This is a genomic window from Idiomarina ramblicola, from assembly GCF_003987255.1.
GTDB lineage: Bacteria > Pseudomonadota > Gammaproteobacteria > Enterobacterales > Alteromonadaceae > Idiomarina > Idiomarina ramblicola.
In genome coordinates this window covers 194,644-214,484 of the sequence record NZ_PIQC01000004.1, presented here as the reverse complement: position 1 = coordinate 214,484, position 19,841 = coordinate 194,644, and the positions used below count along the sequence as shown (strand labels likewise).

The following is a 19,841-nucleotide window of genomic DNA, read 5'->3' as shown; positions in this document are numbered from 1 at the left end:
ATATTATGAAAAAGCTAATTATCGCAAGCGTATTATCGGCACTTTTCGGCTCAGCACAGGCAGAAGGGAGTAGCCAGGCTTATGTATCACTGATTCACAAAGCGACGAACACAGAGGAGCTGTCTGTTAGTAAATCGAATATCGTGCGCTCGGTGAACAGATTGACAGAACGTGACACGGAAATACGTTGCGTGGCGGCAGGTGACACCGGTAACGAATGGTGTGTCCCGGTGCGCGACACTAATATCCGTGTACTAGGTGAGATGACTGTGCAAAACGGTCAATCCACGCCTTCATTTGAGCGCAACATTCGGCCAATCAGCTCAGTAAAGCTCGAGCGTCACGGTCTATCCGATCAGGAAGTGATCCACGCATTAATGGCAACCGGACTGTACGAGTCTGTTGAAGTTCATGGCAGCATGAAAAACTTCAAGATGCAGTCGCAATCCGCGACTATTCCATTTATCACCGATGGTCCAATTCATGGCGGGCCAGATTACAACCTGTTTGACGATGAATATTACAAAGCTCAGCGTTTAAGCATGTACCGTGTGGGTGACTCCATGATGAGCTCTGGGATTGCCAGCGTGATGGCTCGTGGTCAACGCAGCGACTTGCCTAAAGCAAAGATGTTTGTCATTGATGGCGGCTTCTCTGCTTCCGAAGATGTTCTATATGGAAGTGGTGTGAATATGGTTTCATGGGGCGATACAAGCCGTGAGTTTGAGCCCGACAACATTACCCCGCGTGGAGATGTTGAATCATGCACAGGTCATGGCTTATCAGCAGCTGGAGTTATGGGGGCAACCCGAGATAATGAACAGGGCGTAGCGGGTGTAGCAGGAAACGCCGATGTCATGGCGCTTCGAGCTCTAAACTGCGGTGATGGCGCTCCTTATGACACCTATGATGCAAACGACTGGCTTTCAGGTATCCCGGTTCAGTATCACGATGATGTTTATGAGGGTGAGCCCGGTGTGGTTAATATGAGCTATGGTGGCAGTGTTACTCTTGATCCATCGCTAGAGGAAGAGTTTCCGTGTGGTTATTCGGGACAGCTTTCGATCGATAATATGCAAGGGGCTGGATTCATCCCCGTAGTCGCGGCTGGGAATGACAGCAAAGAAGCCAAGCTTATATCTCCGGCGACATGTAGAGATGTAATTACTGTTGGAGCAATGGACCAAAACGGTCAATTGGCGGGCTTTAGCAACTACGGTCACGCTGTTGACGTTTTTGCTCCGGGTGTTCAGGTTTATGCCGATGGCACGCCTTACGGCATGCCTGAGGATGTCGAGATGCGCGTTGTTAACGGCACCTCATTCGCCGCGCCAATTGTTTCTGGTCTGATTGCCGAAACCAAGCGCCACTTCCCAGAGTTAAACTTCAAAATGGCGGAGCTGCTGTTAAAGCAAACAGCTTTTGACCCGATGCTGAACAACTCTCCAAAATGTGAGGATGGTAAGTGTGGCGCAGGCCGAATTGATGGTGAAGCGTTCTTCCTGGCAGTAGAAGCCTGGAGTAACGGCCGCCTAAACACCATCAGCCATGCGCTTTCAGGTGCTAGTGAAGCTGAGCAGCAGTGGTACGTTGACAACTTTGATGCGCAAGGCATGGCATGTGAGTCTTATCAGGTGAATTTCTTTAACGGCCACAGCAAGCCAGGCGATACCTACAAAGTGGTTTCTGCCGCGAAAGGTACTGACTTTGAAACCGGGTCGTTCACTGAAGTTGGTCAATACACATCAGGTAGTGTTGTGTTATCCGATATTGACCCTGAAAGCAGTGATTACGCATTCCATGTCTGCACTGAAGATGGTGGTTGTGATGATGAGTTTTATGAATTCAATATGCAGAATGCCGCATCAGATAATAGACCGGCAGTTTGCACGGGTTAGTATTCATAACCTCGTTCGGCATTAGCAAGATTGAAGTAAAGTTTTAAGTCCCCTGTTTAAAAGGGCTTGTCTTATAATGACCGGCCCTTTTTTATTGGCATAGGTATATGATGAAGATTGTATTGAACAGTGAAAACTCAGGTTCTTAAGAGCCGAGAGAAAACGTTGTAACGGGTAAAGGTTACATTCTTAACATTTCTATGTGTCAAAAAATGACACTAATCGTCACAAAACAACCTAAAAAACACGTTTAAAAGCCTTTGAATAATCATAACCAAATAGAAATTAAGCTAAAACGAACGCCGCCCCCGAATAATGGAGTCGCACTCCGGAGGTATAGATTTATTTTTGGACATATTAAAAAAATAAACTAGAGTTTTTAGGAACTATCTAAGCAAGGAACGCCCAATGGAAAATATCGAAGCTCCTAAAGAGCTTTATATTCGTAGAGGAAAGTGGGAGCAGGAGCTCAACAAATTTATAAGAGCAAGGAGTGGAGAGGGTAGCCAGTCCAGCAATGACTCAAAGAGTTCCAACGAAGGTACTACAGAGCGTTTTTTAATCCTAGGTGGAGTCGGAGGCTCAGGTAAAACCTTACTTAAAGAGAATATAGAAGCATTCTGCTCCTCTAGCGATGGCAACTCAGTACCTATATTAATTAACATTGATGTAAACAGCGACGACAGCAGATTTATATCTCGGGAGCCTTTACACTTTTTGTGGCCGAAAGTTCTTCTCGAGGCATCTGAGACTATAAAAGATCGATTGCCAAAAGAAACCTTCATTAATCGAGTGAAGACTTATTTTAAAGGTCAATCTCAGCCGTTTCGAGGCTTTAGATACCTGCACAACACATATATTTCTCAAAAAGATAGTATTGCCCTAAACCATAATATCTTCGCCGGTTCTGCTGTCGTTTTGTTTATAGTCGCATGCTTTGCGTTTGTCCTGGAACAGTTTTCTACTCTGAGTATCTTTTCTCTCATCGGGGCTGGGATTGGCGCTTTTGTGGGACACAAACCAATAAAATATTGGCTATTCAATTTACGGTTTAAAATATACAAATCCCTAAATGGCTTAAGATTCAACGAAAAAGAATTTAAAGATGGAGGAGATTTCGAAAAAGAAGAAAGATACTCGAGTGACGCGTCGTTGTTCACCAAACCTAGTATACTAACTGGCGTATTTAAGGCTGAGTTAGACTTATTACTTTGTACTCAAAAAATCCAACCAACTATCTTGTTTACTTTTGATGTGAACGATCTGAAAGGTAAACTTAGTCAGGAGCTAGTTGAGTTCTGCGAACTGCTCACCAAATCGTCCAGCCCTAGTGCTAAAGATACATCGCTGACTAGATATGACGAAGCCGTGAAAGTGTTACTGGTTTCTAAGCATCGCCAAAAAGTGTCTGCTGCGTTGTCACAATCAGAATATTTTATTGATAAGCGTAATTACCCTCGACTTCTAGATGTTAAAAGCCTTGATGAAAAAGAGGCTAAATTGCTTGTACAAGCCAAACTAAACAGCTTTATCAAAGAACAAAATTTGGTTGGTAGTGCAACGATAGCGAAGGAAGTAGCTCGATACCTTAATTATAGAGACGACGAATGGAATAAAAAGAAGCGTGCGGCTCGGGCTATGAATGAGAATGAACTAACTACGCAGCTCAAAATTATTGAGTCCTTAGCAGACGTTCTTGTAAATGGTGTTTATCATATTACCAGTAGGCTTGCTATTTCGGTAAACAATAGGTGTGACGCTTTTTGTCGGCTGTATGGAGTTCAGGCACCTACTGCATTGCCTGAACTGTTCGGAGCCACAGACGAGTCTAAATCCTGGGGGAACTTAGGAAACATTATATCTGACCGCATCAACTCCAGATTAAATGAACCGTTCGAACGGCTTTTTGAAGGATTAGATAACCCTGACATACTCAAACGCTCAATTGCCTTAATCTACTGCCTTAAGAATGTAACGAAGCGCGATTGGCAACGTATTTATGATTCAGAACTCGAATCTTTTGATAACCTTAAGTCTAGAAAGTACTTAGTTAGCTACACCACCATAAATTCAGAAACAGAAGTTCTTAGTTTACAACGTCAAGTTCATGAACTTATCGCGACTCACCCAGAACATTGCCGTATTGCAGAACAAAGTATCTTAAGTTTCTACCGATCTCTGACAGGGATACATAATATTCAAGAAAGCGAAGTAGAGTTAAGAAGTAGTCAAATTAGTATCTTAATAAAGGCCATCTATTGCTTGTCGGTACCAGCCCAAATTCAAAAACTAAATAGCCTTGATTGGCCTCTGAATGAGTTTACCCATATTTTGAAGTTGTCCTACCGTGCGTATCTTTCTTCTCAGAATGATGGCGAAGTTAAACAATCAATTTTAGATGCGGTGTTCAACTGCATTATGAATTTCTTCTCCGATAGCTCGCCTGACGCGGACGATTATTGGAGCCAGGTAAGTCATGACCCAGAGTGGCAAGAGCCACTCATAGCAATGTTTGCATTCACTAAGTTTGACTATGAAAAATGGTCGACTCATTTATTAGAACTCAACTCAGTAAGTCAGTTGGTCAGGCTTCAAGTTAACACAATAAAAATATTTCGGAAATCCCCTGAACAAGTGGAGTTGAACAGTACCAACGGAGGGTATTACGCTAAAAAACTCGAGGGTATATCTTCAAATAACGATACGTTAATTTTATTCCACAACTGGGCTCACAATCTACTTTTACAGCATCAGAAATTGCAAGATACGCAAGAGAACCAAAGTGACGAAGAAAATAAATTGCCCGCTCAATCTGAGTTACAAAGCTCACTCGAGAGTCTCTATCAAGTCAGACATAATTTAAACTTTGACGATTTGCTCAGTAAATACCAACAAATAACACATCAACTAAAAAGTGCTGTTCTCGATGAAAACCAGCATTTGTCTTGCGTATATGTTCATAGAAAAATTGCGAGCTCTCTATTATCAAGGAGCGAGCGTCAAGTTCCAGAGGATATGGATAAGCTTGACTCAGAAGTTTTGACGCCTTTTTTTGATCTAACAGCTCATATACGTGCCTGCTTGAAAGAGAGCAAATTAAAAGTACAACTTACTTGGTACGAATTTAGAACTCTTCTCTACTATCTAGATAGGCTAGCTTTAGAAGGCGTAGATATAATTACTCTTAAATACTACCAGCAATGGGAAGAAAGCCTTAGCACTACACTGGAGCAATCCAATCTGCTTGAACAGAGATACATCGAGAAACTTATCAAAACACTCAAAGAAAAGGAATTCACGAGAGTCAGAAGAAATCCTAGCACCATCTATCTAAACCAAATAGAACTGCCGATCAGTTCTTCGACGCCATGGTCGTCTATTAATTACTCAACTGCTTCTAACCTATCGATTTTAAAGGAGAGTATAGGTAGCGATAAGGAATCTGAATTGTTGGTAAGCAAATTTTCACAATTCCTAGCTAAAGCGGCGGATTTTGCTAAAAATGAAAATGTGCGAGAAGAAACAGCAATAAACCGAAAAATGAGATTAGCATTTTCTGGTTTAGCTATTAGTAACGATACTAAGCATAAAATAATGCCAGAAACTGTGACACAGCTAAGAGAGTTATATGCTAAGACATTGATTGAACACTTAAAACAACGTGCGATTAGAAGCAACGCAGAAGGTATCTTTAAAAGCAAACTCAATAATCAACGAGCTGTCGAAAGCCAAATCAAAAAGTTTTGCGAGTTCAAAACCAAAGAAAATACTAGCATTCTCCGTCAAGCTCTTGAACTCATCAGTAGATTCAATCCAACTAGAAGCGAGTTGAGAACCGGTGACTTTCTTGTCTGTAGAGTCCATAAAATAGATAAAAACAACAAAGTTGAGTTTAAAGCTATCAATTCAGACATCAAGCCAACAGTTACCAAAGGTCTTTTACCGAATACTCTTTACAATTTTGCTTTTCCCGATAATGAAAAAGAATTCAAAGATACCGATGACAAAGCAGACTATTGGACTGGCGAACTTATTCTCCTTCAAGCTCTAAATCAATCTCAAGCCCATGAAGGCGACCATAATAATAACGACAGCGTCGCTTTCACAGCGAAAGGAGCGGAGTACATAGGAAACTGCTTACATTTGTTTTTCCCAACCGCAAGGTCATGGGCGAACACCAATCCGATCCAAGCAAGGGTATCTAAAGATACCGAGCTAACAAACTTTTTCCATGATGTGGATGACAATGACGAGGGCTCTGACGAAGCAGCTACTACGATTGTGTGGAATGGCGAATTATGGATGGGAGCATCAAACAGCTGGGCGACACTAAGACTAAACCCTTCATATATGGCAATGTTTCTAGCTAATTCTGGAACACTCCATAAAGAACTCACAAAATTATTGGGCCTTAGAAGAATTACAGTGTTTGAAAAATCCAGAGTTTCTAATTTTCAGTCCGCTCAAATGGCAGAGCGAAAAGAAATCAAACATTTCACCAATAATTCTTACCAATACTTACGAGTGTTTTTCGGGGAGAACGATGAGGTTCTCTTTGTATTGCACGAGGAGCCGAAAGAAAATGAGGGTTCTCTAGCTTCCGATATTTCACAAGTTTCCGATGGGTCAGACGGTTTTGAAGGATTTAATGACCCAAGGAAAATGCGTACTTTCTGCTCTATGTTTACAAAAATATTTGATGTACCCATCGAAGTTCAGCGAACTAGGTTACCGAAATTGAACTAGCACCTAGCCAAGGTTTTAATGCTCTGACTTTATGTACTCTGTCGATCTAGTTTTGCTGACTCGTAGCTAAAAGGAGTTTTTCATAAAATGAGCATCGAACTCATAGAAATTGCGGACAGTGTGAGAGATCGAGGGGATATAAACGGCGCTATTGAGTTGTATCAACAAGCGGTAAAGCAATGGACGAAAGCAATCAACGAGAACCCCGGCGAAACCGAATCTCATATGTACTTGGCGGTATCTTATAGTGGCCTAGGTGCTTGTTATTGCGAACGCAAGGATTATGATAAAGCAGAGCCTGATGACATTGATAAAACCGAGCATTTCTTTGGGGTTGCACAAGGAATGCTCGAAAGGCTGTTCGTAGATACCCAGAATTATGAGGTGCTTTTACACCTTATAGTCACGCTACAAAACCAAGCAATTCTGGCGCTAGAACAAAGTGATATAGCTAGATGCGAACAAAATATTGAAGCGCTAGACAAGTGGGTAAAGCAGTTGAAGAGTTTCGAAGGTATCGTGAATAAACCGGTCTTAGCCGAAGCTGTCCAAAACAAAATCCGAGCAGATATTGCCCGTAAGCAAGGGCGACACGAGGTCGCCATCGACTTTATTGAGCGAGCGATAGAGCTTGCTAATCGAGCAAAAGCACACCACCTCGGACGAAGTGAAGCGAACCTCTGGTTAGAATTGCTCTGCTATTTGGCGGAAATCCATACAGAACTCAAACAATTCTCTCAGGGGCTTAACGTACTCAAGACAGCTATTCATTACCTCGAGTTCTTTACTGATTCGCCTATCCTCTTAAATATGACGAAAATATCTCAACTTGCGGTGATGACCCAATATCATTTCTTATTAAGGAAAACTGGCGCCAGCGTTTCAGAACTCGATGATATTGCCGAGCGTGCCGCTAACCTATTAGACAAAACACCTGAAATACACTATGACCAGATGAGTAAGCTTCGCATGCGGTATAACCAAGAGTTTGATGACAACTTATGATATTCGACGACTCAGAACTTATTCGTATAGCGGCTAGTGCAAGAGCTCGCGGCGATATTGAACATGCCATGGAGTTATATCAACAAGCCGTTGACTCATGGGCAGCAAAGGTAAACGAGAGCTCGAACCAGGATTATGCGAGGCTTCAGCTAGCGATCGCCCATGGTGGTCTTGGTGAGTGTTACGCAGACATTGGTGCAATTGATAGTGCCGAACATTTCTCTGACATTGCTAATAAAAATTTTGAAGCCTTATTCGATGAAACCCGTGATTTCCATATCTTAAATGAGCTTGTCTTATGTACACAGAATCGCGCCGTTATGGCACTCAACAAGGACGACATAACGAAGTGTGAACAGCTCCTTCAGTCTACAGAAGAGTGGATTAAAAAAATGAAGCTCATAGACACTGAGCAATTAGCAACTCAAGCCGAGGCTTTGCAATATAGAATTCGAGCGGATATTGCTCGGCAAATGGGGAGTCATCAAACGGTTCTACGCCATATCACACAAGCCGCAGAGCTTGCCGATCAAGTATGGAGACATAAAAGCGGAAGATATGAAATAAATCTATGGCTCAGCTTAGTGTGCTACCAAGCCCGCACCCACTCCGTTCTGCACGAGTTTGAGGCAGGGCTCAAAGCAATAGCACCCGCAGTCGACTTCATCGACAGCAATTCTGAGTTGCCGACCTTTTTGAAGGAAACCAAAGTGTCTCAACTTGAAGTGATGCTAGAGTACCATTTGTTATTGAGAAAAACCGGAGCCAGTTACAAATTACTCAACGACATTGCGGAGCGTGCTGCTCAGTTAATCGTAGCAACATCTAATATTGACAATCATTGGATGAATGCACTTCGCGAGTTTTACCAAGCGGAGCTTGGTTCTTCAATTTGACCTCTACCTCTGACCTTCCCCCAAGAATAGAGCCATGGCATTGATGAGATTTCCATTAAAATGGGTCAAGTGGAGATCTCAGGCCTTACCAGTATGATTGAAGCATACCCATGCATTGCTTGAAAATGAGCAGCCACCCGGACATCAAAAAACCGCACGTCGTTCATACCTGAAACCCATTCTTCAATGGAATTTCCACTTATATGGGGGACACAAACCTACCTATAAGCGGCTGCATATGTTTGGCTAACTATCCTTTTTTCCATACCCCTTTGTGCCAACTTTTGCAGAGTTCCGGGATAGAGCGTGAAAATAGCTGGCTAAATGGCCTCGCTTAAATTTCTTCAGATCCTCCAGAGTACTTGGCCTGCACGCTTAGTACCTACTAATACCATTTGAAAGCGGCATGGTGATGTTTGCTCCGGAGGCAGAAGTTTAAACTACTCCTTCCTGTAAATACTGAATCGCCACTGATTTGCTAGTTGTTCTGCGTGCACCCAGTTACTTAACATGAAGGCGTGTAAAGTGATAAGGGCTAACTTTAACCAATTTTTAATCATGCGGTTGCTTCCTTTTGAATTATTACGCTAGAGAAGAACAAGTCTGAGCTTTTCTTAGCTGTCTTCAAATTAAAAAGAGGTGAAATTTTCTGAACCTGACGTAAATAAATCCTCTTTAAATATCTTTATTTTTATTTAAAGGACAAACCTCTTTCATTGCGGAAAAATTGGTTCGCAATCAATAACCAATAAGGTATTCCAATGAAAGTAAAATTAATGTGTATGACATTTTGTTCGTTGTTAGCACACAATAACGCCAGTGCCAGTAGTTTGGATAATGTAAGCGTTGCTATTGAAGAACTGCAACCTCAACAGCTTAGCAGTGTTCTAGTTGCTAGAGATAACGAGCTCGTATATGAGAGTTATTATAATGGCACTCTAGCAAGTGACCTTCATGATGTTCGTTCGTTAAGTAAAAGTCTGACAGGGTTGATGTTTGGAAAAGCCATCTCTGATGGTTATTTTGAATCTGAATTTGTAAGGGTCCTGCCGATTTTCGACAACGCAACTGTACTGAATCCGAGTAAATACAAGGACGAAATGACCTTTTTCGACCTCTTAACTATGACAAACCCTCTTGAGTGTGACGACATGAATAACCTTTCAGCTGGTCACGAGGAAAGAATGTATCTAACTAGAGACTGGGTAAGTTTTTTCTTAAGTCTTCCTGCCCGAGCAAACCCACCGTGGGAGGTTCCAATGAGTGAACAACCCTATGGAAGAGATTTTTCTTACTGTACGGCAGGTATCTCAGCAACTGCAGCGGCTATTGAGGCTGTTAGCGAAGAGAGATTTTCTACCTATACTAATACCGCTTTATTTCGACCTTTAGGAATTACAGAAATTGAATGGCTTCACAACGAGGAAGGAATTACTCAGGGGGGAGGAGGATTGAGAATAAAGCCTCGAGATTTAATTAAGATTGGGGAGCTAGTGTTAAACAACGGGGCATGGTCTGGAAACCAAATTATTAACTCTGATTGGATTGAGAAAAGTCTTCAATCATACTCCGTCTCAATGCCGGAGATGAATGCAACCTATGGAATTACGTGGTGGCACTTTCCGTTTGAAGTTGATGGTCGTGTAATTGAGACTCATGCCGCGGCTGGCAATGGAGGGAACTACCTTTTTGTTATTCCTGAATTAAATACCACAGTAGTTGTCACCGCAACAGCGTATAATACTCGTTATATGCATCAACAAACGCATGCTATTCTTTCATCCGCTATATTGCCTGCTCTATTAGATTAGGATCGGGTAACGACGAAGTGTTAATTTTGATACGCTCTGAGTTTACAGAGCGTATCATTTGATTGACTAAAGTATTGAAATCGGGGTCGTCAACTAACGGAGAAAAGATCGGCATTATCTGTACATAAGTGTAATCAAGGTAGCCTTGTGAGATAGCCGAAGCAAGCGACCTTTTGGCAGCACCATAATCTCCATCAGCTATTTCTACAACACTTCGAGCTGTGTACCAATTCGGCCAAACATTATTGCTATTTGTTAAAGACGGACGAGGGACGGTATCCTCCGTGAAGTTGTTTTTAAACAACCAATAATGAAGCGTTTGAGAATAAAAATAACCTTGTTCTAGGTTCGTCGCTTTTTGAAGCGATCGATCGGCTAATTCCCATCGCTCGTCTATCATGGCCAACTCAGCTAATGTAGTGTAACTAAAAGCTGTTCCTAAATTGAAGCCGTGGAATTTTTCCAAGGCAGAGTAAGCTTCCTCGCTCTCGCCCCGAGTGTGCAGGTCCCTAGCATATTGCGTAACAACGAAAGCATCGTTTGGCGCTAATTTATAGGCTAGCTCTACCCAATCTTTCGATAAACCTGTTGCCTGAGAGAGATAAAGAATTTCTGCAATCTGTAAAACAGTATAGCCTTGCTGCGCATTGAGTACCGTCAGGTTTAGTTGCAGGCTCTCGTATAACCTTCCTTTTCTTACATAAAGGTAAGCTAGTGAAGCTGCAATTTGGCGAGCTGCTTCCGAATTGTGCTCAAGGGCCTTCTCGTAGTAGAAAATTGCTTGGTCAATTTCTCCTTTGGCATCAAAGTAATATGCTTGAAGCTTGGACACTTGCCAAACGGGTGCTCCCATTTCAGTTAATGTGTCAATGAGCTCTGCAGCAAAACCGAGGAATAGCTCTTGCCCCTCAAACTTCACAAACCTTTCTATATATGCTGTTGCAAGACCGATGTGAGCATCAATGTTGCTAGGGTTGTTCGCAAGAAACTCAGTGAATAGCTCGGTCGCTATACTATTGCTTGCTGCGTTATTTTGTCCTGCGAACTCAAATGCTTTTTGAAGCAATAGAGGGTGTTCACTCAATTGACTGTGCTGAGCCTCTTGTGGTGAGTTCAATCTGAATAACCAAATTGCTAATAAAACAAGAGCAACAAGAACACTAGACTTGATTAATAAACTTCTACTATTGGTTTTGCTTTCCGAAAAGGAGATTTCAGCTGCATCTGACTTATGATTTAGCTCCACCTGCGCTAGCCATTTATATCCCTCGTTTCTTTCTGAGGCAATTAAGTCTTCTCCCACGGGCGAAAGACATTTTCTGAGTAAAGATACCCTTTGTGCTATTGTCTCATCGCTCACATGAGTCTTTCCCCATACGCTTTCAGCTAATTGTGAGGTGCTTAAGACCCTTCTCTCTGACAGTAAGAATTCTATTAGTAATTTATACGTTAGCCCCCTGATAGCCAATGGTCGTCCTTCAAACGTAACCCGCTGCATTTGAACATCAACGACTAGACCCGCTGACGTACACTCAACTAATTCAGCGCTGTCGGTTTTTATTGATAAATCGTTCATTGCGCTCACTGTTTATGGTTAGGCGAAATTTGGATAGATAATATTGCAAAACTTAATCTAAATTAAAGATGAAGTCTTAAGTTCTTTAGGATTCTTTAGATACCTTTATCGAGGAAGAAAGACTAAATGGGTGCGTTTTTCGTTACAATCCAACGGCAAGAACCAAGCCAGCTGCATCATGTTTGAATTCTGCGCTAAACGTTCGACGTTGCCTTCTTGGCATTAAACACCTCTTCATTAGGGTAATACTACCACCTAAAATGGTGTTCGGGTTTAGTTTACCGCTACACTTTAATCCTTGTAGGTTTCGAGGTTAGGTGTAACTACTCCGTAAAATAATACAGTCCCCTCGAGACCGGAGGGGCATTTTATGGGTATTACTCAGAAGCTGGGGATTTAGTCGTCACTCATTTAATACATGCGGGGCCTAATGCGAAACGCTCTAAAAGGAGCTTCGAGCCGGATCAGGAGTATCAACTGCAAGTACTAGAAGAGTTGTTCTACGAGGAAGATAAGGCGCTTTTTTATTTAGGCGATTGGCATTCTCATCCTACTTCTTCTCCTCAATTAAGTTGGAAAGATAAACGGACATTGTCGAGAATAGCTAATACACCCGAATCGAATTGTATAAATCCCTTGATGGTTATCTTTGGTTCTTATCCTGAGCCATGGAATATTAATTGCGTTCAGTATAAAAGGGCGTCACGGCGGCTCTTATTATTCGACTCATGTGAATACGAACAATTGAATTTGATCGTGGATTAAAGTGGCATCTAGAGTACTGGCTACTTGAGTAAGTCAATCAGGTTCGGGTTACTTTCAATGATTTTCGCGATAAGGTAATTAATGTAATCCCTAGGCAAAGAATTCTCTTTTGCGCCGTTAAGAATATGATTCGCGTAGTCAATACTGGTCTTTTTGTCAGGTCCAGGTTTTTTAGCAACGTAAGTTGTAGCTGAAACCGTCATTTCATCGTTTCGAACAACATTAATCGTAGATCGCACGTAATTACTTCCTTCCCCTTCTATTGCATCGAGCGATTTTCTACCTGTAAATTTGGCTTGGTCTCGGCTAACGAGTGAATCTGGGATGTTATAAAGAGTCCCGTATACCTTCCTACCATGAGAACTCCGACTGATGCTTGCTGCAGCGCAGTTATTGCCTTTGCTCCACACAGGGAAGTGTAAATTATAAAGCTCAGTGGTGTAAGCTGTGCCGACGAGCTTTGCATCCCCATTTAAGCGATCCGGTGAATTCAGTCGAGCGACACTCATGTTTGAGCCATACTGAAACACTAACATCGGTTTTTTCCTTTTAAGCAGACTTTAATTCTAACTGTGTATTAGGTTCTTGCTAAAAATCAGTCCCAAGAAGCGACCAGTTTTTGGAAAAGTAAGTTTGAATGCCTTGCCCCGGATTATATCGCGGATATAGCTTTTCAAATGCTGCGCTTGCTGCCTCATAAGAAGTGTCGGGAATGGATCCAATGCTCTTCGCTAAGAAGAGCATTGCGAGTGAAGGTGCTCTTGACTCGCCCTGATTACAATGTATGAGTAAGGTTTGCCCTTGTTCCCAATGATTTTTAGCAAAATCCAAAAACGTAACAAAGAGGGCCGGCTTGAACAGCGGTACCGGAGGATCGATTATATTGAGAAATAGATCGTTCTCCTTTTCGAATACCAAGTAATTAGGATGGGTATTTGGTAGGTTGCCGCGGTAACCAATCTCTCTCTGATGGCATGGACTTTTGCAGGCATGTACGATAGCAGTTTTAGCGTTACCAGAAGTACATGATTGATCGTTAGCAACAATTACTCTTTCATAGATCTCCAACATAACTCTCCTTGACGTTGGTAGCGGATTGACGCACATCCATTTTGAATTAGTTTCTATTTAGGACGATACAAGAGTTAATTGATCTCAACAAGCACAAAAATCATACAGCTAAATGAGTACTATTTATGTCGGTTGCACGATGTTATTGAGCTTAAATGGTTTGATAAGTAACAAATATACGTTGTTTATCGGCGTGTTTAGTTTTATTATCAAACCAAGCCAGTTTGACTAATATTAAATCCACGTCAACAATTAACGTACATAGATAACATTGTAAACCCAAAAGAGCATCACATGCTAAATCACGAAGCAGGCAAAACGCTAAAGCAAAAACTTCCGCTTGGTATGGTCGCAACGAAACGCTGGCTACAAGAGCAGGGGTTAAGTTTGCATTACATCGACAATTCCGTTCGAAGAGGGGCCTTAGTCGTAGCCGTTCCCGGTGTTTATTACCGAGATGAAGCCCGTCCGACTTGGCAGGGCGTGGTCGCTTCACTGCAGCAAATGGCTAAGCTTCCTGTTCATGTCGGTGGGTTGAGTGCGTTAGCGGTAAACGGCGTAAGCCATTTCGTAAACAAACGTGGTAATCCTATAGTTAACTTATATTCTCCCGATAAGCTCCCGGCATGGGTTAATAAGATAGATGTGGGAGCTACTTTTGCATGGCATGGTACGAAGCGCCTGTGGCCTGAGTCATTACTGCTCGACCAAAGTGTGTTCCGTCACTATGAATGGGCAGAGGGTCTGCCGGAAATAACCTATTCTTGTGTTGAAAAAGCTTATCTGGAAGTGCTCAACGAGGTACCTAAATATATCAGTTTCGAGCATGCTGACGCGCTTCTTCAGGGGTTACATAACTTGTCACCTCGTAAGTTGGATACGCTGTTGAAAGGCTGTCTTAATGTAAAAGTGAAACGGTTATTTTTTTGGTTAGCGGAGCGTAATCAACAGCCTTGGTTTAAATACTTGAAGTCAGAGGATTACGACTTAGGGGCAGGTAAGAGAGTCGTAGCGGTAAATGGTCGCCTGGAAAACAAATGGCAAATTACGGTTCCCAAGGAGATGTAAATTATCATGGATAGAAATAGTATTTATTATCGCCAGGTTCAGTTGCTTATGCAGGTGTTACCATTTGTTGCGGCTCATGATTGTTTTGCGCTCAAAGGCGGTACAGCGATTAACCTATTTGTCAGAGATTTTCCAAGGCTGTCGGTTGATATTGACCTCGTCTTTTTACCTATGATGGACCGGGGTGATGCACTTCAAACGATCACAAGTCACTTAGAGCAAATAGCAAAGAATCTTTCCGCAGCGCTGCAAGATGTGACTGTCATACGCTCATTTGAAGTGAAAAAGGACGCGCTCCGTTTATTGGTGGAGCGTGATGTTGGCGGTAGAAAGGTTCAGATAAAGATAGAGCTGTCACCTGTTCTTCGAGGAACGGTCTACGAATCAACCGCTTTGAGTGTTACTGAAGCGGTTGAAAATGAATTCGGGTTCGCGGAAATTTCAGTGGTCAGTTTTGCCGACCTCTATGCTGGTAAAATTTGCGCCGCACTCGATCGGCAACACCCTAGGGACTTGTTTGACGTCAAACTACTCTTGGATAATGAAGGCCTCACTGATGATATTCGTAGAGCGTTAATTGTTTATATGATCAGCCACCCGCGTCCTATTTCGGAATTATTACGACCCAATTTCAAAGATATTGCTGCCCTTTATGAGGGGGAATTTAAGTCGATGGCAGACATTGATGTCCCGCTGGTGGAGCTTATGGCTGCGCGAGAGGAAATTGTAAAACGTATTCATGCTGCATTTACTGACGAGGAGAGGTCGTTTCTTTTGACGTTTAAGTCACGCAAACCGGATTGGTCATTACTCGGAATTGCGAATATTGAGCAGTTGCCTGCTGTTCGTTGGAAACTGAATAACCTCCAAAAAATGAGTGAGGAAAGGCACCGGATAGCTTATAACAAACTTAAGGAAGCTCTCAATTCATAACGCGCGTCGTGTTCTTTCTAAACCACTTTACCCCGTACCCCTTCCCTTAAGCCCTATGGGCTTAAGGTAGCACATTTACTCAGTTTTATTTCAAATTTGGCGCGGTTTATATATCTTTTTTCATGTGCTTTTTGTTCGGAGTTACCTCCGAAAACTTTCGTTGGCCTTAAATCCGATGCATTTTTGACTAAGTGTCCTTTTTGGCATAGTTCTATGTGTCATGTTTTGCAGCTTGTTGGCCTCAAAAGTTGAAATACCTGGCTAAATGGGCTCATCAAAAATCGTCTTTAAGCCGCGCCACACCTGATAAATCCACTTTCGTAGGTATGGTACCACTTAGCAACTTTTCGTCGGTCTGGTCTCCGGAGGCAAGATGGCAGTAGCAGTCAATATTAACACCAAGACCGACACCTTCTGGGACTTTGGTAGTGTTTCTACTGAACTTGCCCGGACTTTTATAAAGACTCAGCAACAGTCTCGGTCAAAATGAATTGATATTCTCTCTTAATAGTTTAGGCAGCCACTCTGGTATTCTGCATTGACTGCCTTTGCTTATCTTTTACCAAACTTTTTGGCTATCCGCTCTGTTTACTAATTTACTTATTAAGTAGGCAGCTAAGAAAAAAGCAGACGTCGCAAAAATGTCTGGATGTATAATCCAGGTTGCCAGCCCCAGCAACACGCTTAAGTACTCGACCCAAACAAGCTTATTTCTTCTATTGACGCCAAACAAACTTAATTTGAACCAGGTCGGTTGTTGCTTCCAGTATCTAGACTCTTTATCAATCACAGTAATTTCCTCCGTTAGCTTCGACACATCAACTTCGAATACAGAGGCCAGTGATTTAAGAGATTCCATACTTGCTTTATTACCGCTTTCTATACGTTGAATTGTTCTTACACTTAAGCCTGACATTATCGCTAATTGCTCTTGAGACCAACTCTTACGCTCTCGCAATTTTTTAATCATTTTAAATTCTCCTGGTATCTGTATTCAGGCTCAATGATGGAGCAACAACGTCAGTGTCGGTTACGAAATATACACGACAGGTGGGCGACACAACGAATATTTTCGGGGCACTACTTTTTTGACTTTTAGCATAAATTTGTTGGTAGAAGGTATTGATGGCATTCAAGTCCTTATGATTTTCCTAAGTAAGGCGTAAGAAACTGAGCCACTATTTCAGAACAAAGGCCGACCTCAACTTCTACGCCTCCTGCCCGGAGTATTTCAACTCCTTTACCATTGTTTCTGTTGTCTGGGTCAAGCATTGCGATAACCACATGTTTTATACCCGAAGCGAGAAGTGTGTTCGCGCAAGCCGCAGTCCGGCCGACAAAAGAACAAGGCTCGAGCGTAACGTATGCAGTAATGCCGCTTAGGTCTCCTGAATGAGCATTTAAGGCTTCTACCTCGGCATGACTTCCACCAATGACTTGAGTAAAACCTTTGGATATTACCTGGTCATCTTTAACCAGCACACACCCTACGGGAGGATTCGGTTCACAGTGGGGAAGTGCTTGTTTGGAAATTTCCAAAGCTTCTAGCATGAATTTTTCAGACATTTGAAACTTTCACCCCCAGTTTATCTGGATTACTTAAGTATGCCGTCATCAACAGCGACCTCAAGTTTATTGCGCATGACAGACCAAAGGGCTTCGCTGCCGTTCTCAATTCGTTGGTTTACAGAAAACACTTTATCTTTCGTAATTCCATGTGCCTTCCAGCTGTGTCCGTCACCATGAATATTATGAAGCAGGGGTGGCACCCTATCTACGGCCTTAGCGAATTTCGAATCTGCGGTTTCACCGGCTTCGAATTCATGCCATAGCTCCATGAGCTCATCTTCCATGCCATCGGGCAAAATGTTGAGAATTCGCTTAATACCGGCTGCTTCTTTGTCTTTTAGCTCATTCGTTTCGCTGGCATAAATAATGGTGTCACCAGCGTCTATTTCACCAAGATCGTGAATTAGAAGCATTTTGATAACGCGCTCGATATTTACCGGTTCATTGGCAAAATCCTTTAGCATTAAAGCGGAAAGGCAAACGTGCCAGCTATGCTCGGCTGAGTTTTCGTAGCGCTCTAACCCCACCGGTTTCGTTTTGCGCTGTACGCCTTTTAATTTTTCTATCTCAACTATGAAATTGAGGATTTCTTCTATTTTTTTCATTTGGTCACTCCACTAAATAGTTAAAGATGAATAGATCGTACCTTGTATACGCGAGTGCGTATACATTAAAGATTATACGTATTCGCGTATATATCTTGACTTATACGGAGTTGCGTATAATACTGGTTTCATACGAATTTGCGTATAAGAGAGGATGTAATGAAAATTACTGATCCCAAAGCATTATCGATCTATCTACGGGATGAACGAAGACGTCGTGGCCTGAGTCAAGCTAAGGTTGGTGATTTAGTCGGACTTAGGCAGGGGACGGTCTCTAAGTTTGAATCAATGCCAGAGAAAATGCAGCTCGATACATTGTTTCGCTTGCTGTCCGCTTTAGAGCTCGAGCTGGCGGTGAAATCCAAAGGCTGCATTGTGCGGAAGAAGAGCTCTGCTTCTGGTGATAAATGGACTGAGGAGTGGTAATGAATACGCTCGACGTCTATATGAACGGCTACCGCGTAGGTCACCTGAGTCGAAATGATTCCGGCGCTCACACATTTCGTTATGATGAGATGTGGATTGATAAAGAGGGTGCACGGCCAATCTCTTTGTCTATGCCCTTACGTCATGACGCTTATTCAGGGCGCGAGGTTATAAACTTTTTTGATAACCTGCTGCCTGACAATGAGGAAGTTAGAGACCGGATTGTTGCCCGTTATCAAGCCGACTCCGATCAAGCATTTGATCTACTGGCAGCTATTGGAAAAGATAGTGTTGGTGCATTGCAGTTCGTCCCGGCAGGAGAAAAACCAGGGAATATTCGTGAACTGAGTTATGAAAAACTCACCGAAGAGAAGTTAGAGCGTGTTTTAAAAGGCTACCAGTCCAAGGCGCCCTTGGGCATGCTTCGGGAGTTGGACGATTTTAGAATATCAATTGCCGGGGCTCAGGAAAAAATAGCCCTGTTAAAAATAGATGGTGCATGGTGTATTCCAAATGGAAACACGCCGACTACTCATATCATTAAACTTCCGGTTGGGAAGATTCACAGCCACGATCACACAATTGATTTAAGTGACAGCGTCGAAAATGAAATGCTCTGCTTAAAAATTGCACGAGCATTCGGTTTTGAAGCACCGGATTGTGAGGTAATTATCACACCAAATGTTAAAGCCCTCGCCATTGAGCGCTTTGATCGTACATATTCAAGTGATCACTCTTGGTTAATGCGACTCCCTCAAGAAGACTATTGCCAGGTGCTTGGCCTGCCATCTGCACGAAAATACGAATCGGATAGCGGTCCGTCGATTGCCAGTATTATGAAACATCTTCAGGGGTCTGCTGATTCCACACGTGATCGTGAGACTTTTATGGGGGCACAGGTGCTTTTCTTTTTATTAGGCGCGACTGATGGGCACGGAAAGAATTTCTCTGTGCGTATTGAGCCTTATGGGGCTTTCCGTTTAACGCCTTTGTACGACATTATTTCTGCTTATACTGCTGTGGGTGGAACAGGCCTCAATATTCGCGACTTGAAACTTGCGATGAGCTTGCGGGGGACGGGAGGTAAAAAGTGGAACATCTATCAAATTTTTAAACGACATTTTTTAAACGCGGTGAAAGAGGCTGAATTCAGTCCGACCAGAATGAGCGAAATTATCACCGGCATGTGCGACCAAGTTGATGAGGTCATTGAGCGAGTGAAGAACGATTTGCCTGATGACTTCCCCTCGAGCGTCTCGACACCAATCTTTGATGGCATGCGGGAGCGTAAACATCGACTACTTATCGAATGAACACTTCTTATTGTGTAGTGGGGTTTGGTGTATCTCGCCAATTATAAAAAACCTCTGAGATTAAACATGAATACCACCCTACGCCCGTTAAATCGCTAATTTTGAGTTTCGGGGGGAGAGCCTCGAAATTCAAAATTACTAGCTAATGGTCCATTTTGA

The 19,841-nt window shown here is 42.6% G+C and carries 15 protein-coding genes and 1 pseudogene; 10 read left to right on the top strand and 6 right to left on the bottom strand.

Annotated features, from left to right (window positions below; genetic code table 11):
- The first annotated feature begins 5 nt into the window (after window positions 1–5).
- From CWI78_RS06620 to CWI78_RS06600, 5 genes are all read left to right on the top strand, one after another.
- Window positions 6–1,898, top strand: a complete 1,893-nt coding sequence (locus tag CWI78_RS06620) for a S8 family peptidase (protein WP_126781447.1) — start codon at window positions 6–8, stop codon at window positions 1,896–1,898.
- 408 nt (window positions 1,899–2,306) lie between these two features.
- Window positions 2,307–6,644: a hypothetical protein gene (locus tag CWI78_RS06615; RefSeq protein ID WP_126781445.1), complete on the top strand. Its 4,338-nt coding sequence runs from the start codon at window positions 2,307–2,309 to the stop codon at window positions 6,642–6,644.
- 87 nt (window positions 6,645–6,731) lie between these two features.
- Complete coding sequence (locus tag CWI78_RS06610) at window positions 6,732–7,649, top strand: tetratricopeptide repeat protein (protein ID WP_126781443.1); 918 nt, start codon at window positions 6,732–6,734, stop codon at window positions 7,647–7,649.
- Entirely contained in the window at window positions 7,646–8,545 is a 900-nt protein-coding gene (locus tag CWI78_RS06605; RefSeq protein WP_126781441.1) for a hypothetical protein, read from the top strand. The genes CWI78_RS06610 and CWI78_RS06605 overlap by 4 nt, the downstream gene beginning before the upstream one ends.
- A 761-nt stretch (window positions 8,546–9,306) precedes the next feature.
- On the top strand, window positions 9,307–10,356 hold the full coding sequence (locus tag CWI78_RS06600; RefSeq protein ID WP_126781439.1) for a serine hydrolase domain-containing protein: 1,050 nt from the start codon (window positions 9,307–9,309) through the stop codon (window positions 10,354–10,356).
- On the opposite strand, the gene CWI78_RS06595 is transcribed toward CWI78_RS06600, so the two are convergent.
- Window positions 10,331–11,932: a winged helix-turn-helix domain-containing protein gene (locus CWI78_RS06595; protein ID WP_126781437.1), complete on the bottom strand. Its 1,602-nt coding sequence runs from the start codon at window positions 11,930–11,932 to the stop codon at window positions 10,331–10,333. The two genes, CWI78_RS06600 and CWI78_RS06595, sit on opposite strands and share 26 nt — an antisense overlap.
- Before the next feature lie 354 nt (window positions 11,933–12,286).
- Here CWI78_RS06595 and CWI78_RS13035 point away from each other — a divergent pair.
- Window positions 12,287–12,697: pseudogene (locus tag CWI78_RS13035) on the top strand (Mov34/MPN/PAD-1 family protein); the annotation flags it as partial.
- A gap of 20 nt (window positions 12,698–12,717) precedes the next feature.
- Here CWI78_RS13035 and CWI78_RS06585 read toward each other — a convergent pair.
- Window positions 12,718–13,233 (bottom strand): gamma-glutamylcyclotransferase, encoded by a 516-nt coding sequence (locus CWI78_RS06585; protein ID WP_126781436.1) that lies wholly within the window; start codon window positions 13,231–13,233, stop codon window positions 12,718–12,720.
- A 52-nt stretch (window positions 13,234–13,285) separates the two neighbouring features.
- Complete coding sequence (locus tag CWI78_RS06580) at window positions 13,286–13,768, bottom strand: hypothetical protein (RefSeq protein ID WP_126781434.1); 483 nt, start codon at window positions 13,766–13,768, stop codon at window positions 13,286–13,288.
- A gap of 294 nt (window positions 13,769–14,062) precedes the next feature.
- Here CWI78_RS06580 and CWI78_RS06575 point away from each other — a divergent pair, with 294 nt between their 5' ends.
- Both CWI78_RS06575 and CWI78_RS06570 read left to right on the top strand, forming a co-directional pair.
- Window positions 14,063–14,836: a type IV toxin-antitoxin system AbiEi family antitoxin domain-containing protein gene (locus CWI78_RS06575; protein ID WP_126781433.1), complete on the top strand. Its 774-nt coding sequence runs from the start codon at window positions 14,063–14,065 to the stop codon at window positions 14,834–14,836.
- A gap of 6 nt (window positions 14,837–14,842) precedes the next feature.
- Entirely contained in the window at window positions 14,843–15,769 is a 927-nt protein-coding gene (locus CWI78_RS06570) for a nucleotidyl transferase AbiEii/AbiGii toxin family protein (RefSeq protein ID WP_126781431.1), read from the top strand.
- A gap of 559 nt (window positions 15,770–16,328) precedes the next feature.
- On the opposite strand, the gene CWI78_RS06565 is transcribed toward CWI78_RS06570, so the two are convergent.
- From CWI78_RS06565 to CWI78_RS06555, 3 genes are all read right to left on the bottom strand, one after another.
- On the bottom strand, window positions 16,329–16,739 hold the full coding sequence (locus tag CWI78_RS06565) for a helix-turn-helix domain-containing protein (RefSeq protein ID WP_126781429.1): 411 nt from the start codon (window positions 16,737–16,739) through the stop codon (window positions 16,329–16,331).
- 170 nt (window positions 16,740–16,909) lie between these two features.
- Complete coding sequence (locus tag CWI78_RS06560) at window positions 16,910–17,335, bottom strand: bifunctional diaminohydroxyphosphoribosylaminopyrimidine deaminase/5-amino-6-(5-phosphoribosylamino)uracil reductase RibD (protein WP_126781427.1); 426 nt, start codon at window positions 17,333–17,335, stop codon at window positions 16,910–16,912.
- Window positions 17,336–17,364: 29 nt separating this feature from the next.
- Window positions 17,365–17,943 (bottom strand): HD domain-containing protein, encoded by a 579-nt coding sequence (locus tag CWI78_RS06555; protein WP_126781426.1) that lies wholly within the window; start codon window positions 17,941–17,943, stop codon window positions 17,365–17,367.
- Window positions 17,944–18,102: 159 nt separating this feature from the next.
- On the opposite strand from CWI78_RS06555, the gene CWI78_RS06550 reads away from it, so the two are divergent.
- Window positions 18,103–18,369: a helix-turn-helix domain-containing protein gene (locus CWI78_RS06550; protein WP_126781424.1), complete on the top strand. Its 267-nt coding sequence runs from the start codon at window positions 18,103–18,105 to the stop codon at window positions 18,367–18,369.
- Window positions 18,369–19,682: a type II toxin-antitoxin system HipA family toxin gene (locus tag CWI78_RS06545; RefSeq protein ID WP_126781422.1), complete on the top strand. Its 1,314-nt coding sequence runs from the start codon at window positions 18,369–18,371 to the stop codon at window positions 19,680–19,682. Before CWI78_RS06550 ends, CWI78_RS06545 begins: the two co-directional genes overlap by 1 nt.
- The last annotated feature ends 159 nt before the right edge of the window (window positions 19,683–19,841 follow it).

Bases quoted from the DNA above. Each gene is read 5' to 3' on its own strand.
- CWI78_RS06600 (WP_126781439.1), top strand. From the start codon at position 9,307: ATGAAAGTAAAATTAATGTGTATGACATTTTGTTCGTTGTTAGCACAC.
- CWI78_RS06585 (WP_126781436.1), bottom strand. From the start codon at position 13,233: ATGTTAGTGTTTCAGTATGGCTCAAACATGAGTGTCGCTCGACTGAAT.
- CWI78_RS06545 (WP_126781422.1), top strand. From the start codon at position 18,369: ATGAATACGCTCGACGTCTATATGAACGGCTACCGCGTAGGTCACCTG.
- CWI78_RS06570 (WP_126781431.1), top strand. From the start codon at position 14,843: ATGGATAGAAATAGTATTTATTATCGCCAGGTTCAGTTGCTTATGCAG.
- CWI78_RS06560 (WP_126781427.1), bottom strand. From the start codon at position 17,335: ATGTCTGAAAAATTCATGCTAGAAGCTTTGGAAATTTCCAAACAAGCA.
- CWI78_RS06595 (WP_126781437.1), bottom strand. From the start codon at position 11,932: ATGAACGATTTATCAATAAAAACCGACAGCGCTGAATTAGTTGAGTGT.
- CWI78_RS06610 (WP_126781443.1), top strand. From the start codon at position 6,732: ATGAGCATCGAACTCATAGAAATTGCGGACAGTGTGAGAGATCGAGGG.
- CWI78_RS06580 (WP_126781434.1), bottom strand. From the start codon at position 13,768: ATGTTGGAGATCTATGAAAGAGTAATTGTTGCTAACGATCAATCATGT.
- CWI78_RS06605 (WP_126781441.1), top strand. From the start codon at position 7,646: ATGATATTCGACGACTCAGAACTTATTCGTATAGCGGCTAGTGCAAGA.
- CWI78_RS06620 (WP_126781447.1), top strand. From the start codon at position 6: ATGAAAAAGCTAATTATCGCAAGCGTATTATCGGCACTTTTCGGCTCA.
- CWI78_RS06565 (WP_126781429.1), bottom strand. From the start codon at position 16,739: ATGATTAAAAAATTGCGAGAGCGTAAGAGTTGGTCTCAAGAGCAATTA.
- CWI78_RS06550 (WP_126781424.1), top strand. From the start codon at position 18,103: ATGAAAATTACTGATCCCAAAGCATTATCGATCTATCTACGGGATGAA.
- CWI78_RS06615 (WP_126781445.1), top strand. From the start codon at position 2,307: ATGGAAAATATCGAAGCTCCTAAAGAGCTTTATATTCGTAGAGGAAAG.
- CWI78_RS06555 (WP_126781426.1), bottom strand. From the start codon at position 17,943: ATGAAAAAAATAGAAGAAATCCTCAATTTCATAGTTGAGATAGAAAAA.
- CWI78_RS06575 (WP_126781433.1), top strand. From the start codon at position 14,063: ATGCTAAATCACGAAGCAGGCAAAACGCTAAAGCAAAAACTTCCGCTT.